This window comes from Saccharibacillus alkalitolerans, from assembly GCF_011090185.1.
Lineage (GTDB): Bacteria > Bacillota > Bacilli > Paenibacillales > Paenibacillaceae > Saccharibacillus > Saccharibacillus alkalitolerans.
The window spans coordinates 962,557-976,659 of sequence record NZ_JAAFGS010000001.1 but is presented as its reverse complement, the minus strand read 5'-3'; the positions used below and the strand labels follow the sequence as shown (position 1 = coordinate 976,659).

Annotated in this window: 15 protein-coding genes; 2 read left to right on the top strand and 13 right to left on the bottom strand. The window is 56.5% G+C overall.

The window, feature by feature from the left end; genetic code table 11:
• The first annotated feature begins 206 nt into the window (after positions 1-206).
• Together GYN08_RS04185 and GYN08_RS04180 are read left to right on the top strand one after the other, a co-directional pair.
• The gene (locus tag GYN08_RS04185) at positions 207-848 is read left to right on the top strand and encodes a thiamine diphosphokinase (RefSeq protein ID WP_166272760.1); all 642 of its coding nucleotides are present in this window, start codon (positions 207-209) and stop codon (positions 846-848) included.
• A 289-nt stretch (positions 849-1,137) separates the two neighbouring features.
• The gene (locus GYN08_RS04180; protein WP_166272758.1) at positions 1,138-1,458 is read left to right on the top strand and encodes a helix-turn-helix domain-containing protein; all 321 of its coding nucleotides are present in this window, start codon (positions 1,138-1,140) and stop codon (positions 1,456-1,458) included.
• 122 nt (positions 1,459-1,580) lie between these two features.
• On the opposite strand, the gene GYN08_RS04175 is transcribed toward GYN08_RS04180, so the two are convergent.
• From GYN08_RS04175 to GYN08_RS04115, 13 genes are all read right to left on the bottom strand, one after another.
• Positions 1,581-2,564: a hypothetical protein gene (locus GYN08_RS04175; RefSeq protein ID WP_166272756.1), complete on the bottom strand. Its 984-nt coding sequence runs from the start codon at positions 2,562-2,564 to the stop codon at positions 1,581-1,583.
• Entirely contained in the window at positions 2,551-3,102 is a 552-nt protein-coding gene (locus GYN08_RS04170; RefSeq protein ID WP_166272754.1) for a hypothetical protein, read from the bottom strand. Before GYN08_RS04170 ends, GYN08_RS04175 begins: the two co-directional genes overlap by 14 nt.
• Before the next feature lie 3 nt (positions 3,103-3,105).
• Positions 3,106-3,486 carry a hypothetical protein gene (locus GYN08_RS04165; RefSeq protein WP_166272752.1) on the bottom strand — a complete coding sequence of 127 codons (381 nt, stop codon included), beginning with the start codon at positions 3,484-3,486 and terminating at the stop codon, positions 3,106-3,108.
• Between the two features lie 70 nt (positions 3,487-3,556).
• A complete protein-coding gene (locus GYN08_RS04160; RefSeq protein ID WP_166272750.1) occupies positions 3,557-4,021 on the bottom strand; it encodes an ABC transporter permease in 465 nt (154 codons plus the stop codon).
• A gap of 37 nt (positions 4,022-4,058) precedes the next feature.
• Complete coding sequence (locus GYN08_RS04155) at positions 4,059-6,137, bottom strand: hypothetical protein (RefSeq protein ID WP_166272748.1); 2,079 nt, start codon at positions 6,135-6,137, stop codon at positions 4,059-4,061.
• Positions 6,134-8,029: an ATPase, T2SS/T4P/T4SS family gene (locus tag GYN08_RS04150; RefSeq protein ID WP_166272746.1), complete on the bottom strand. Its 1,896-nt coding sequence runs from the start codon at positions 8,027-8,029 to the stop codon at positions 6,134-6,136. Before GYN08_RS04150 ends, GYN08_RS04155 begins: the two co-directional genes overlap by 4 nt.
• A 3-nt stretch (positions 8,030-8,032) precedes the next feature.
• Positions 8,033-8,878: a hypothetical protein gene (locus tag GYN08_RS04145; protein ID WP_166272744.1), complete on the bottom strand. Its 846-nt coding sequence runs from the start codon at positions 8,876-8,878 to the stop codon at positions 8,033-8,035.
• A gap of 1 nt (position 8,879) precedes the next feature.
• Entirely contained in the window at positions 8,880-9,551 is a 672-nt protein-coding gene (locus tag GYN08_RS04140; protein WP_166272742.1) for a hypothetical protein, read from the bottom strand.
• 12 nt (positions 9,552-9,563) lie between these two features.
• Complete coding sequence (locus GYN08_RS04135; protein WP_166272740.1) at positions 9,564-10,538, bottom strand: SAF domain-containing protein; 975 nt, start codon at positions 10,536-10,538, stop codon at positions 9,564-9,566.
• Between the two features lie 78 nt (positions 10,539-10,616).
• On the bottom strand, positions 10,617-12,071 hold the full coding sequence (locus tag GYN08_RS04130) for a serine/threonine protein kinase (protein ID WP_166272738.1): 1,455 nt from the start codon (positions 12,069-12,071) through the stop codon (positions 10,617-10,619).
• A gap of 149 nt (positions 12,072-12,220) precedes the next feature.
• Complete coding sequence (locus GYN08_RS04125) at positions 12,221-13,291, bottom strand: SAM-dependent methyltransferase (RefSeq protein WP_166272736.1); 1,071 nt, start codon at positions 13,289-13,291, stop codon at positions 12,221-12,223.
• Between the two features lie 97 nt (positions 13,292-13,388).
• On the bottom strand, positions 13,389-13,709 hold the full coding sequence (locus GYN08_RS04120) for a thioredoxin family protein (protein ID WP_166272734.1): 321 nt from the start codon (positions 13,707-13,709) through the stop codon (positions 13,389-13,391).
• Positions 13,706-14,071: a cyclic-phosphate processing receiver domain-containing protein gene (locus tag GYN08_RS04115; protein ID WP_328802793.1), complete on the bottom strand. Its 366-nt coding sequence runs from the start codon at positions 14,069-14,071 to the stop codon at positions 13,706-13,708. Before GYN08_RS04115 ends, GYN08_RS04120 begins: the two co-directional genes overlap by 4 nt.
• Between the last annotated feature and the right edge of the window lie 32 nt (positions 14,072-14,103).

Below are 14,103 nucleotides of genomic sequence, written 5' to 3'. Positions count from 1 at the left end.
ATGCCGCCAATTCGGACGAATATGCAAAATACTTGCCGGAAATCATATTGTAAGCACGGCTTCGCGTCCGTTATACTTAAGAGACAGCAGCAAGCTCAACTTGTCTCGAACCGGTCCGTGATCAGGGCCCGCCGCAGGATCGCGTATCCGATCGCCGGGGCCTTCGGACCCTTCCTGATCAATCCCAAAACAGAAAGGAGATGCTTATGAACGCCAAACGCGTCATTATTGTCTCGGGCGGATTGTGGAGCGACGAGTACTTGGATTACATCCGTCCGGGCGACCTGTTGATCGGAGCCGACCGCGGCGCCCTTATGCTGATCGATCGCGGTCTCCGCCCGGATATCGCCGTAGGCGATTTCGATTCGGTCTCTCCGGGCGATATCGAGCGCATCCGTTCCGGCAGCGGCCGAATCGATTCATGCGACCCCGTGGATAAAAACTATACGGACACCGAGCTCGCTTTCGAACTGGCTCTCAATGAGCGGCCCGCGGAAATCGTCATGCTCGGCGTTACGGGCGGCCGCATGGACCATACGCTCGCCAACGTTCAATTGTTGATGCGAGCCCTTCGCCATCAGGTCGTCTGCAGCATTCGGGACTACAATAACTACATTCAGCTGACGGGAAGCCAATTGACCGTCGAAGATCAAGGATTTACATACGTTTCTTTGATTCCGGCTACGATGGAAGTCAGCGGCGTCACATTGGAAGGGTTCGAATATCCGCTGCAAAACGCCACGCTGCGACAGGGCCAGTCGCTGGCGGTCAGCAACAAACTGACCGGCCTCACGGGCACCGTCTCCATCGAAAGCGGGCTCCTGTTCGTCATTCAAAGCCGCGATTGAATCAAGTCCGAACTTACATAAACGACCGTAAATCCAAGCAGGTTCTTTGAATCTGACGGGAATCCGGACATTTTCAAAAAGCGCAGAGTTTTCGCCGCCATGCCGCGGCCGAAACTCTGCGCTTTTTGGGTTCGCTTTTTTACCGGACTTTGGTTTTTGCTAAAAAATACGTAGATTTTGCCCTCTTATTCGGTATATAGTCTAGTTGCGGGCAATCTTTTTTAGCGAAACGCAAATGCCCGTCCGAAAGCCTCGACATTTATCTCTTCTTAGAGAAAGGCGGTTTTTTATGGACATCGGAAGCAAACTTCGCTACTTGCGTAAGGCGCGCCATCTGTCTTCAGTCGAACTCGCCCAACGGGCCAACGTTTCTCAATCCTCGATCAGCGATATCGAATGCAATCGGCGTTCGCCGAGACTCAATACACTCAGCAGTCTCAGCCGCGCGCTGGGAATTCCGCTTTCGGAGCTGCTTCCGGTCGACGACCTGCTGGAGCATCCTTTGAAAAAAGAAGAACGCGAGCTCCTCGAACTGTTTGACCGGATGGACGGAAATCAGCAGCAGCATCTGTTGGAATTTTTAAAAAGCTTAGCCGCGGTCAAAGGGTGAACCCCGTTTTTTCACGCTGCGCCGTTCCCCCGCCCGCATTCGTTCGACCCATGACGACCGCCCGCATACGCGGAAACGCAAGCTCCTTCGGCTTCGCTCCGGCGGCAAATCCGGCTTAAACTCTAGCTTTCGGATCGCCGAATCGGAAAGTATCCCGAGCTCGCCGCTTCTTTTTCGCTCTCGAACGTCTCTTCGATTCCAGCCGGCAGTTCGGCAGGTTCCCGTGAATAATAACGGATGCCGCTGACCGGATCGACCGCCCCGTATACCGTTTTGGACCTGACCAGCCTGCCGCTCCCGAAAGCATAATTGTTATAAGACCGGTCCCCTACCGGAATTCCCTGCAAAAACACCGCGATCCCGATATCGTCGATACCGTTGTCCCAATCCTCTTTCGACACTTGGGGAAGCGTAAATACGTAATCGATGCCGTAACGGGTCGCATATTGATTGTGCCGGTTAATGGCATAAGCCAAGTCGTCTTGAACGGCATTCACGATCGCGCGTCTCCGCACGTTTTCGAACGTTTCCGCGTTCTGCAGCAGCTTAATCGTCGTACGGCTCGCGATTTCCTCGCGAAAACCTTGAATCCAGGTCGCTGTCTCTTTGTCGTAACTTTTGACGAAGCTGTCCAGCGTAAACTGAATCGTATTCCCCTCCGCGTCCGAATAGGCATACGGTTTCTTCGGCGACCATACGGCTTTCAACCGGGTCTGCCCCGAAGAATCGACGAACGATTCCGTGGCGTAAATGAAGTACCCGTCATAGTCGATCACCGCGATTGCGGGAATATAACCGGCCAGCGCGCCCAGCGCGACCGGATCGTCCTCCGCTCCGAAATTCAAAGCCAGCGAACGATAAAAGGTATCGACGGCGCGTTCTTTGTTGGCGCGAAAAAACTTTTTTGATCCGTAGCCCGGCTGGTAATCCTGCTCTGCCGTGTCGTTCAGCACATATCCGGCGTCCCGGACCGCTTCTTTCAGAATCGCATTGTAACGACCGCTTAGACGCAGAGCTTCATCCTGATCGTCCAAGTGCATGGAAGCGATTCGAAAGATCGGAAAGAAAATCATCACGAAAATGATCGAGAAGCTAGTAATCTTCATTAAGAACCATTCCTTCGTAATTCATCAAAATCGCCGCATTTTCTTCCGTATTGTCGTTCATCAGGAAATCCCAAAGCTGTACCGCCGCGGTACGGTTCACATTTTTCAACCGGATGCCGATATAATCGCCGACCTGCATCGTATAGCGCCGCGACGGATCGTCCGAAGACCTGCCGTTATCCGGAAACAGAACGGGCAGAATCTGCTCATTATAAAATCCGTCGTAAAAAGTAGTGAAGCTCCCCCGGAAAGTCGCGGGATCGGCAGGATCGCTGTAATCCGGACTGTATCTCTTATGCAAATGCTCCAGTTCCACGTCATACTGATTGCCTGTCGCGGCAAGCTGCGCATTGAACTCTTCGTAAATTCGCGGCGTGATGTATCCCTTTGTCCGCACATTGTCGACAAAGCGGACTGCAGCCCCCTGGACCACCGCATTGGCCAATTTGTCCTGGCTTCTGGCCTGCTCGTAGAGCGGATACATGAACAGCAGCAGAACGGCCAGCAGAGCGGCGAAAATGCCGGTTACGTATTTCATGTCTTAGCCCCTAAACACGATTTTGTTCAAGTTTCCGTAAGCGTCCCTTTGATAGCTGGCCCGGTACTTATGCTGCAGGCCGATCTGCGCCGGATCCAACGTTTCGTAATCCATTGTGCATACATACAATCTACCTTCGACTTCGATATCGGCTCCGCCTTCGGCGATGTTTCGAATCATATGCACGACCTGCGCGCCGGAATACACTTCTTCTCCGGGCGCGTCAAGCACGGTTTTGACCTTTCGCACTTCTTCCGCGTTCAAGCCGTAAACGAGAGAAGTCCCTTCGTCGATCGTACGCGCGACTTCTGCCGCATAGGTGCATGCTCCGATAAACAGCAAAAAGACGGCCGCCAGCATCATAAAGCTTTTTGCGTTGTCCATGTCGGCCTCCCGAACGGTCAGCCGCCTCCCCCGGACATGCCGGGAGAGCGAACTGCCGCGCATAATAGAACTACTTGGCCTGCGTAAATACGATGCCTCGAACCATATTGTTGGCGTCCCGGACAATCGAAGATTTGAATTTGCCCGAAGGGTTGATAAAGTTGTTGTCCGCTTCGTTCAAAGCCGGGCTCAAGTTCGTGTTCTTGCCCTCTCCGGTAATGACGCCGGTCGTCTGATTGAATTGGCTGCCGTAATAAGTCGCGCCGCCTTTGCCGGTCTGCACATATACGCCGAACTGTTCGTCGTTATTGTACTGGCGAACGGCGTTCATGACCTGGCTGCCCGACAGCGTCGTGTTTTCATAAATATTGAACCTTGTCTGCGACAGCTGCGTCTGAATGGTGGAAAACTGCGTTTGCCCTTCCTTTGCCGCGTCCTGCGAGGAAATGAAAATGACGACGACCGTCGTAATCAAAGCAAGCGTAAGGAAAATCCCCGCCGCCAGTTTCAGACCCGAAGTTGCATTGCTTCCCATAATAAACAGTCTCCTTTAAATTGAATTTGCGTTGAATTCAAATTTGGCCCAGCTGCGAAATCAGATCTTTCATCTGCATAAACGACACGTAGAGGAACGGAACGATAATGTAGGCGCCGAGCATGAACATGACGGGCGCGAAGCCGATATCCCGCCCCCAGTTCGATTTGCTTTCGATCAGCCGATCCATCGTTTCCTTTTTTTGTTCCCGGTAATATTCTTGTTCCATTTCCAGATCGTCGAACGCTTCCTGAATCGAAATGCGTTCCAGCGCGTTTTCGAGGCGCTCGACCATCCGCACGAACGGCGGGAACGGCGCTTCGTTTTTCAGTACGGCCATGGCGCCGGCGGCTCCGCCGTCGTAATCGAGCAGACAGCGCTGCAGCGCAGGCTTGAAGATGATCGCAAAGCGTTCCATCCACTCCAAGATCACCTGCACGCTCATCCGGTCGAATTGACTGAGGATGGAAATCAGCATGCGGAACTGGTCCACTTCGTTTTGCATATCCATACCGCGAATCCGGCGCTGGAACATCATGACTCCGAGCGGAACGAAGTAAGCACCGAAACCGGCGGCGAAAGCGATCAACAGTTCCCACCATCTTAAATACTCGCTATCCGCGCGGCCGAGTTTCTCCACGATCCGGGCGGCGGTTTCGTTCTGCCGGATCTCGTTGACCGCCGTCCCGGACGATTCCCGAACAAGATTTCGCACCGTGTCTTCCCAGCCTTTCCGGTCGGTATCGATCTCCCTCATGATGCGTCCGTCAAGCTCCGTCCGCAGTTCCGCCTCCTTTCTCTCGGCTCCGTCGATCCGGCCGATCATCAGTCCTCCTTTGACGTAGGTCGGCGCGTTCCAGATCCGGTTCACCTGATTGATGTGGGCGGAGACGAACATGCCGGTTACGAATACGGCCGTCAGCAGCGCGTACAGCAGGCGTCTCAGGGTCAACCATTCGATCATCAGCGGAGAATTCGATTCTTTGATGAGCCTGGACAAACGATAATGCGTCTTCGTATGTTTTTGCGGCACGAAACGATCCACGACAAAACGGACGAAGCGGAAGTGATACAGCTTCTTTTCCCAGCGGATGCCTCCGGACTTCGGGGTATACCGCGATTCCTCCGTTTCCGCCAACTTGCGAATCAGGACGTAAGCCCCGACGGCCACCGCGTACAGCATCAGCTTGAACGCCGAACCGATTCTCCCCTCATAAAATTCGCCCATGACCGGAAAGTATTTCTCCGCCCAGCGCTGCAGCGGAAACGACAGCAAAATCGGCGCCAGCGCGATAAGAGTCAAGCTGTTCAGCTGATAGCTCAAACGGCTTCTGCGGAGCAGATCGAAGTTGATGTCCTGGACGAATTTTCCGATCGCGTGAAGATAAAGCGAACCCTTGGCCGTCGTCTTGTCTCCGTATTCCATAATCATGCGCGCGATCCCGGTAAAGACTTTCAGATAACGGTTCGGCGCGACTTCATAGTAGGCTGCAAGGCTTCGATCCGGGTCTTTGGAGGTAAGCACTTCGTGAATCCGTTCGCCGTGCAGCTTCATATCGTGATCGGCAAGCTGCGCGGCTTCGTAAATGGCTTCATCCGTCATCCTCGTCGCTTGAAATTGATGCCGATTATCTTCAAGGAAGTCGCGAAAATCTCTGAGGAGACGGTTCTCCACGCGATGAACGAACACGTCGATCAGCATGCCGTTCAGGACGAGGCAGCCGATCATTCCCAGCAGCACGACCGGAAGGCTCCGGCCGAGGAGAGCCAGCGCCAGAATCAATCCGACGACGATCAGCAGAACGGCATACGTAATTTTCATCGTTTCCTTGCGCAGAGTCAGTTCGTCGTAAGGGCTGACGACAGCCAGCCGCTGGCGAATTCGCTTTACCTGACCCCGAAAAAGGGGCACTTGGGCAGAACGGACGTATGAGCGCTGATAGAAGCGGTTGAGCGCGGGATTTTCCTTTCTTGAACCCGGCTGCCGGCTCATCCAGTTCATCACCGACTCTTCTTCGGCTGCCGTCTGCTTTTTCCGCAGCTTCAACACGATCCAAAGTACCAGGGGCACGGCATACAGCAGCAGCGCCAGAACGATCAACAGCTTTACGTTCATGCCGTTTCACTCCCCCAATACCGGTCCAGAAAGGCGCGGAAAGCCGCTTCGTCTTCCTTCGACATATTGCCCGCCATCAATTCCACTTTTCTCGGCGTCGGCCGGTTTACCGGAACATAAGCGCCGTCGCGGAATTCGATAATGCTGCGAGCTTCGAAAGTCCGTCCGGTCAAACGCCGATAATAATCGAGGTTGGCGCGGGCCAACACCTTGAGAGCCGCATTCTCGTCGGCGCCGTTCTCCAGCAGCCGGGCAAGCTCGGCAAAAGATTCCTCGTCCGGATCGATCACCACGCACTCCGTCAGCCGCTGGATATAACGCGTACCGTCCCGTTCTTTTTCCAGATGCACGTCGAAAGCGATTACGCTCGCCACCTGCTCCTCCGCGATCCGTTCGTTTTGGAACGTTCCCGTCTTGAGCAGCGAGTTGCGCAGCGACCAGATCAAATCTTTCATCGTTTTGGCATGGTGGCTGAATACGGTGAACTTACTGGCGACCTGGGACATCTGTACCGCCCAGGCCGCTACCGGATCGGTGGCCACTTCGCCGAGAATATTGACCGTCCCGTCCGTTTTTTTCTGCAAATCGAGCCCTTCCTGCCCGCTGATCTTGTCCGTTTCGCGAAAAGCCAGCGTATTGCGCTCCGGGTAAAGCCTGCGCAGATGGAGTTCGAAGGCAAGTTCCTGGATCCGTAAATTGAACGTTCCGTAAATGCTTTTGACCATCGCCATCAGCAGGGTCGTTTTGCCCGACCCCTGCTCGCCCGTCACTGCCGTGACCTGTGCTCCTTTCATCAAGTAATCAAGCATTTGCATGGGCAGCTCGGCGCCGGTCACCCGATCGGAAGCCAGCAGGCGTTCCAAGCTCAGGTTGGGCAGATCGAATTTGCGGACGAAAAAAGCCCAACTTTCGGAAAAGGGAGGTCTTACGACTACGACCCGCGAGCCGTCCTGCATCTCGTTGACCATATACGCTTTCGCTTCCGACAGCTGTCCGGGACTGCCGAACTTATATATGTTCTGGCACACCCGTTTGAGCTCCAGGTCGCTGCCGAAGCCGAGGAAGGCCAGCCGGATGGACTTCCCCCGATAGAAGATCCAAACGCTGTCGCATCCTCTGGGCCCCGGCTCGCGCATCGAACGCATCAACTCGACTTCATCTTCCATCTCCCGCATCTCCCCCGGAAGTCCCGAGACACCGCCCGACACCCCGTCGATCGTCTGATCGCGCAGCTCGTCGATCGCTCCGAAGCCTTTGTACTGCTGATAGATGCGCTGTACGACGATCTGCAGTTTGTCCTCGAACGACAGTCTCGGCGCTTCCCGCTCGTAAATCTCCCGAATTTCCTCGGCCGTGATGATGTACGATTCGGTACTGCCGTTTTCGATCACCGATTTGAGCTCGGCCAAGGAATACCTTTCGATCAACGCGCTCAGTGCCTGCATGCCGTGTTCGAGCTTATAAACGTGCAGAAGAATATCGAATTTATCCTGGTCGCTCAGCAGCCGCGCGTCGCCGAAAGGCAGGATGCGATCGATCGTCGTTTCGCTGACGGCCGCTCCCCGCAGAAGCAGGTCCGCGATGAAGGATTTAACGTAGGTCTTGTCCGCCAGGCTGCCGGAATTGCAAGTTTTGAGCGAACTTTTCAATTCGGCCACAACGTTCCTTCGGCGTTCGAACTCTTCCGCCGACAGACCGAGATCAAGCAGGTTCGCATTGGTAAATTCGTTGATGGCAGCCGTTGCGTAAGATTGAAGCGCCTCGATCGTAAGCAGCTCCGCTTCCGCTTCGCGCGCATCCCGCAGCGAAGGATTTTTGCGCAGCATGAGCAGCAGCCACAGCAAAACCCCGGCCAGAATGACGAAGATCAGCAGCAGATTTATCCAGTCCATGCCTTACGAGGCTCCCTTCGCCGCATCCGCATGCTTCAGATTGATGTCAACGCCGATCTCTTCCAGCAGTTTCTCCGCAGCCCTGCGTACCTCGGCGATAAACGGATAGTTGTCGTGCCCGCGATCAAGCATGCGGCTGCGGGCGATAAAGCTTTTGATCTCTCCGTCGTTGACGGCGTCCCGGAAATCGGAGTTGTACGGCACGGTCAGCGTCGGCTCGCGTCTGCCGTATTTACGCAAAATATTGACAGCTTTATACTTGGAACGCCGATCGTATCCCGAGAACAGCAGCATCTGCTTTTTGCCGTGAAGCTCTTCCGGCCATCCGCTCCGGTCGAAATAACGCTGCAGCATCCCCGCGTTCTGATTGAGGCAGACGACGACCAGATCCGCGTTCGCCAGCATTTCGCGGGCTGCCGGGCTGCCGGTACCCGACTGCACGTCAAGCAGAATGCAGTCGTAATAACTCCGCGCCCGGGCATAAATACCGCTGATCAGCCCGCCGGCATTTTCGAACTGCAAACGATTCATCCGCTCCGACCCGCTGAGCAGGTCGAGACGGCCGCGCTCGATCATCAGCGCGTTGTTCTTCACCGTCTCCCGTTCCAGCTTGCCGCTTCGCGCCAGGCGAACCAAAGCGTCGAGCCCGGTTCCGGCATCCGTTCCCAGGTCCCGGCTGTATGTATTGATCGAACGGGAGAATCCCCGTTCCAGCGTATCCTCCTCTCCCTGAGGCTGCGAGACCAGCGTTCGAATGCGATATTCGCTGCCGATCAGCGAGGCAATGGCCGCGACGGAGGAAGTCACGCCCGTTCCGTGCCCCACGCTCCAAAATGCGATTTGTCCCATTCTATTTGCTCCTTTCGGCTTTTTTCCACAGCTTGCGCGTTTCGCGTCCTTCGCTTTCGAGCAGCACGGCGGCAATCCCTTGAATCGCCTTTTTCATTTCCGAGGAAATCCCCTTCATTTTTAGCCGGCCCGCATATTGGTTTCCGATTTTGACGGCCAGATCGCGTTCGTCCGGATAGTAAACGAACGTCTCTTTCCAATCGATGGGAAAGACTTCGAATTGTTCGTTGATGTAAGCTTCGCCCGGCTCCCTCGCTCCCTCGATCAACAGCTTGCGGAACGGGCAGAGCTCGGAAAGAGGCCGTTCCGCGAAAAAGCTTTCCATCAGCCTAACGCTCCGGCGCACCGAAGTGTGCTCGCAGCCGAGCGCCAGGAACCGAAAATCGGCTTCCGGAAGCCGGGGCAGCAGACGAGGATCGTCGGTGTCGTACAAGACGAAGTCGTATTCGGCGTATTCGCCCGGCACTATGCCCTCCGAGGGAATCCACACTTCAAATCCGTCGTATTCCTGCGGAACGCCGGGAACTTCCAACGCCGGATAAGCGAACTCATAACTTTTTCCGGCCGTCGCGTCCACGATCAGCACTTTTCGCTCCGCACCCGCCAGCGTCTTCGCCAGATAGAACAGCAGGTCCGTTTTGTCGCGATCTCCGATGAAGATAGCTTTTTTCACTTTGATTCCTCCTCAATCGCCAGCATACGAACCGTCGGTAAAGCCCTGTTCTTCTTCCTTGACGGCGGAAGACTGTTCGGCCGCGTTACCGTTACCGTCGTTCCCCGTATTCGATTGCGAGAGAAGCGAGTTGTCCTGCGTCCCCGGATTGATTACGGTCATATTCGCCTTATTGTTCAAATACTTCTGAATCTCTTCCGGCGTCAGCAGATCCAGCCCGCTTTCCAGCTTCTCGCGCATGCGGCGTTCCAGTTCGGTCTTCGCCCGTTCGACGATGTTCGGATCGGTCTCGATCAGATCGAGCACGCTCTCGTTGGCCGGGTAGGTAACCGCCGCAGCCTGTTGAAGCCCCGGTTCGACGTATGTCACCGCATAGATCGAAGCGTCGTTCAGATAAGCGTCGACGATCGCCGAAGACATCGTCAAAATTTCGCGCTCGTTCATCCGCACCCAGACCGTGCCGGAAGCCAGGTCCTCGGCCCGTTTTTTCGAAAGCACGATGAAGTCTTCACCTGTCGGGAACTTGACGCGAACATCCATATATTCGCCGGTCTGCAGACGGGTCGGCAGCTCGATCAGCCGGAATTCCTGATTCCGCAGGTCTCCCGGCGTCGCCTCGCCTTCGTAAAGCACGGATTCGCTGACCGGCGTATTTTTCGCGAGGGCGACTTTTGCGTAACGTCCGACCGCTTCTTCCCTCGTCGGCATATTTTCGGGGACCGCCGCCTTGACGGCTTCGACCTCCGTCAGGTCCTTTTCTCCGATCTCCTCGCCGGCGCGGATATCCCGCGTCAGGGTAAAGACCCGGACTCTCTCGGCATCCATTTCCGCGATCCGCCGCTCGTAACCGCTTCGGTCCGCCTCGTATTTATGTTCGATATGGCGGACATAGACGATTCCCGCCGCCGTGCAGAGCAGCAGCACTGCCGCCGCTCCGGCCGCCGCAGCCAGAAGACGCTGCCTCTGACGAAATTTGATTCTTGCCATGATTGTTCTCCCTTCGTTTCCTGCCGGGCCTGCCGTATCCGATCGATCCTTCCGATTCGGCTCCGCCCGAAATCTCGACTAACGAAAACCGAGCTTCATAAACGATCGTCTTGCCTGCCGCCCGTATAAAGCGCCGAGAATCGGCTCGAAAGCTTCGCGCGCATTTCCGCCGAACGGATCCGGCAGCGCCGGCAGCGCATAAACTTTCTTATGCCCGAGCCTTCTCCGCATGTCTTTGACGGCATTGTCGGCCGCGAACGGCAGCGCATAAATCCATTTCGGACGCGCCCTCAAGCTCTCGCGGTGGGCGAACGCGATCAAATCGCCGCTTCTCCACTCGCTTGCCGAGCCCACGATCAGCGGAATGTCCGCCCGAAGAAACTCTTCGAAGTCGCGGGCATTGCCGCAAGTCCCCAGATCCAGCACGATATGCCGATATCCCCGTCCGAAAATATCTCCGAGCCGCTCCCGGTCCGCCGCCGGCCAATAATCGACGTCACGGATGCTGAACGTCCGCTTTCCCTTGAGCGGCTCTCCTTCCCACTCCATCGCGATCCGTTCGAACGTTCCGCTCGCTCGGCCGAGTTCGACCAAGGCCGTTCGCCCTCCCTCCCTCGCCAGCGTATGCGCTGCCGCAATCGCGGTATGCGTCGAACCGCAGCCGGGATAATTTCCGAGTACGGCCACGGTGGTAGTCCCTCCCCCTGAGCTTCCGGCGGATGCGGCGTGCTCTTCATCGGTCCCATCCGGCCGAATCAGTCTTTTGACCTCCGCGACGCTTTCGAATCTTTCTTCCCGGCGATAGCTCAGCATCCTGCGGATCGCGGGAACCAGCGTCGGCGGCATGTCCGGCCGAAGCGCGCGCTGCGCATCGGGCGTCCATTCGCTGAACGCTCCGCCCGTACACAGATAAAGCAGGAGCGCTCCCAATGCATACTGGTCGCTTGACGGATCGCTGCGCCCTTCGTACTGCTCGGGAGCCGCAAAGCCGATCGTACCCAGCTTGACCGTATCGGCGTTCTTCTCGGGTGCCGCGCTCCTCGCGATCCCGAAATCGATCAGGCGGACCGTACCGTCCCCGCCGATCATGACGTTCCCCGGCTTGAGATCCCGGAAAACGATCGGAGGACTCTGACCGTGCAAATATTCGAGCACCTCGCAGATCCGCAGCGCCAATTCCAGCACGAACGGAATGCTCGGCCTCCCCTCCGTATGCGCCATGTATTCGCCCAGGTTCGATCCTTCGATGTACTCCATCACAAGGAACACCCGGCCTTCGGCGTCCGGCGCGAAAAAGTCCGCCACCTGCGGCAGGGAGCGGTGACGCAGCCGCGTCAGCATCCTCGCCTCATTTTCGATGCGCTCGTAATCCGCCGTATCGGCCATCGTTTCCTTGACGGCCCACCATTTGCCCGGAAGCTTGGCGTCGGAGGCCAGATAGACCCGGCCCATTCCGCCGCTCCCGAGTACGCGCTCCACCCGGTATCGCTCTCCTATGACGGCTCCTCGCTCCAACTGCGGCGGGTACGGCATGAACTTCACCCCTCTCCGGACAAAAAAAGAAAGCACCCCTCGCGACCGGCCGTAATGCCGGATCGTGAGGGATGCTTTCCCTTTATTGTCGTTCGTATGATTTTGAGGTCATTATAAACCTATTGCTTGCCTGCTGTAAAGACCTATTCTTAATATTTGATCATATAAAGCGTAATTTCTTCGCGATTGTGGAACAGCTGCTTGGCCCTTTGCACCTGAAGGCGCGAATCTTCGAACGAGGCGATGACCTCTTTGATCAGCGCCATCGGCTTTTTGTGCATCAGCTTGATCGTAACAATCGCCGTGCCTCCGGGAGCCAACGCATGCAGCAGTCCCGTTACGAGCTGTACCATCAATTTCGGGCTCCAGCTCATATCGCAAACGAGCAGATCGAACTCGTTGTCCCGGAACTTGACTTCGCCCGCGTTTTTTCGGATGTAGGTCAAGTTCGGCAGCTTCAGCAGCGAAGGATGCAGCTTGGCCGGATCGACCGCGGTAACTTTGAGGCCGCGTTCGAGCAGCAGGGACGTCCAACCTCCGGGAGCCGCCCCGATATCGACCGCGGCGCGGTAAGCGGACAGATCCAGGCCGAACTCGCGTTCCGCCTCCAGCAGCTTGAACTTGGCTCTGGACAGCTGGCCTTCCTCGCGCCGGAAGCGGACCGCTCCGCCGCTCCAGTCGGACAAGTTGTCTTCGGGACGCGAAATGCCGGCATAGATACCCGAAGCGGTCAGGTAGACGGAGACGATCCAATCGGCTCCCGCCGACACGAATTCCGCTTCCGACGCGCGAAGCAGCTCCTCCAGCCATTCCTTCAGCTGCGGAGCGCTCTCTCCGCCGGCATCGGCGCTTTTACGCACCTGGAGCGCCGCCTTGACGCCCGCGCCGATGCGGCCTGCGCCGAGCACGAACGCGGCCGCTTCTCCCAGCAGCTCTCCGGCATTTTCGCCTTCGCGTTCGAATTGGACGGGCTGGATATGGCGCAAAAAAATCGGACGGCTGTCCGCGATTTTACGCGCCGCGGCCTCTTCCGTCTCGTTCAACTTGACCAGCAGCACCTCGCGGTCGCTCAGCACGCTGCTTTTGACCGATCCGAACAGCCGGCGCAGCTCTTCCTGCGCATAAGCGGCGAAATCGCGGTTGGCCGTGCAGATAAAGACGCTTTCTGCCTGTTCCCGATCCTGTTTCTCTTGTTCGTGTTCCGTTTCATACTCGTTCAAAATACGTTAACCTCCACGGGCAGAGGCGCGCCGGCCGAAGCACCGGCGCGCCTTCTCCCTCTCTTGTTCGCTGCCTTTTGTAGCGGGCGCAGCTTGTTTATCCCCTGCCGCTTCCGATAAACTCGAGCAGATGCGGCACCGACTGCATGGCGTAAATCGTGCGCGGGCTTTTCCGTGTCCCGGGTTCGAAAATGCTGAGCGAAGGCGTGCTGCTGATCCGGTAGGCTTGAATAAAAGCGGGAGCAAAATTCAGATCCAGCGCGTAAATGTCGACTTCCGCGTCCATCTGCTCCACCACTTCCAACATGCGCCTGGCCGCCTTGCACGTTCCGCAAAAAGGCGTGTGCCCGAATACGACGACCCGCCGCTCTCCCGACTCGATCCAGCCCGCCAGCTCTTTCTCCGTCGTTTCCCTCATCGTTCCGCTTCGCTTGCGACGCGTTTTCGCACATCTTCCGGCATCGGCCCGCGATGCAGGACCACATGGTCCGGCTTGCCGGCATAGAGCGTCTGATACATGCTTCTGCGCCCGTATTCGCTCGACGTGTGCAGATAAATTTCCCGCGGAAACGTTCCGTTCGCCACGATCAACGCCGCCACTTCGCTTCCGCTGAGTTCTCCGGGACCCATCTCGTGATCGAGCGACAAAATATCGACTTCGCATTCCTTGAGCATCACCAGACATTCTTCGCCCGTCCGGGCCAGCGCAAAACCTTCCGGACAAGGGCGCCAGTCGTCCATATACAGATGGATTTTCGGTTTGCTTTCCGTAGTTGTCACGTCCTCACCCTTTCATCGAAAAACCGTTTCTC

Coding starts and splice junctions, on each gene's coding strand:
- GYN08_RS04180 (WP_166272758.1), top strand. CDS start 1,138: ATGGACATCGGAAGCAAACTTCGCTACTTGCGTAAGGCGCGCCATCTG.
- GYN08_RS04185 (WP_166272760.1), top strand. CDS start 207: ATGAACGCCAAACGCGTCATTATTGTCTCGGGCGGATTGTGGAGCGAC.
- GYN08_RS04135 (WP_166272740.1), bottom strand. CDS start 10,538: ATGGCAAGAATCAAATTTCGTCAGAGGCAGCGTCTTCTGGCTGCGGCG.
- GYN08_RS04175 (WP_166272756.1), bottom strand. CDS start 2,564: ATGAAGATTACTAGCTTCTCGATCATTTTCGTGATGATTTTCTTTCCG.
- GYN08_RS04155 (WP_166272748.1), bottom strand. CDS start 6,137: ATGAACGTAAAGCTGTTGATCGTTCTGGCGCTGCTGCTGTATGCCGTG.
- GYN08_RS04150 (WP_166272746.1), bottom strand. CDS start 8,029: ATGGACTGGATAAATCTGCTGCTGATCTTCGTCATTCTGGCCGGGGTT.
- GYN08_RS04165 (WP_166272752.1), bottom strand. CDS start 3,486: ATGGACAACGCAAAAAGCTTTATGATGCTGGCGGCCGTCTTTTTGCTG.
- GYN08_RS04170 (WP_166272754.1), bottom strand. CDS start 3,102: ATGAAATACGTAACCGGCATTTTCGCCGCTCTGCTGGCCGTTCTGCTG.
- GYN08_RS04120 (WP_166272734.1), bottom strand. CDS start 13,709: ATGAGGGAAACGACGGAGAAAGAGCTGGCGGGCTGGATCGAGTCGGGA.
- GYN08_RS04130 (WP_166272738.1), bottom strand. CDS start 12,071: ATGCCGTACCCGCCGCAGTTGGAGCGAGGAGCCGTCATAGGAGAGCGA.
- GYN08_RS04145 (WP_166272744.1), bottom strand. CDS start 8,878: ATGGGACAAATCGCATTTTGGAGCGTGGGGCACGGAACGGGCGTGACT.
- GYN08_RS04160 (WP_166272750.1), bottom strand. CDS start 4,021: ATGGGAAGCAATGCAACTTCGGGTCTGAAACTGGCGGCGGGGATTTTC.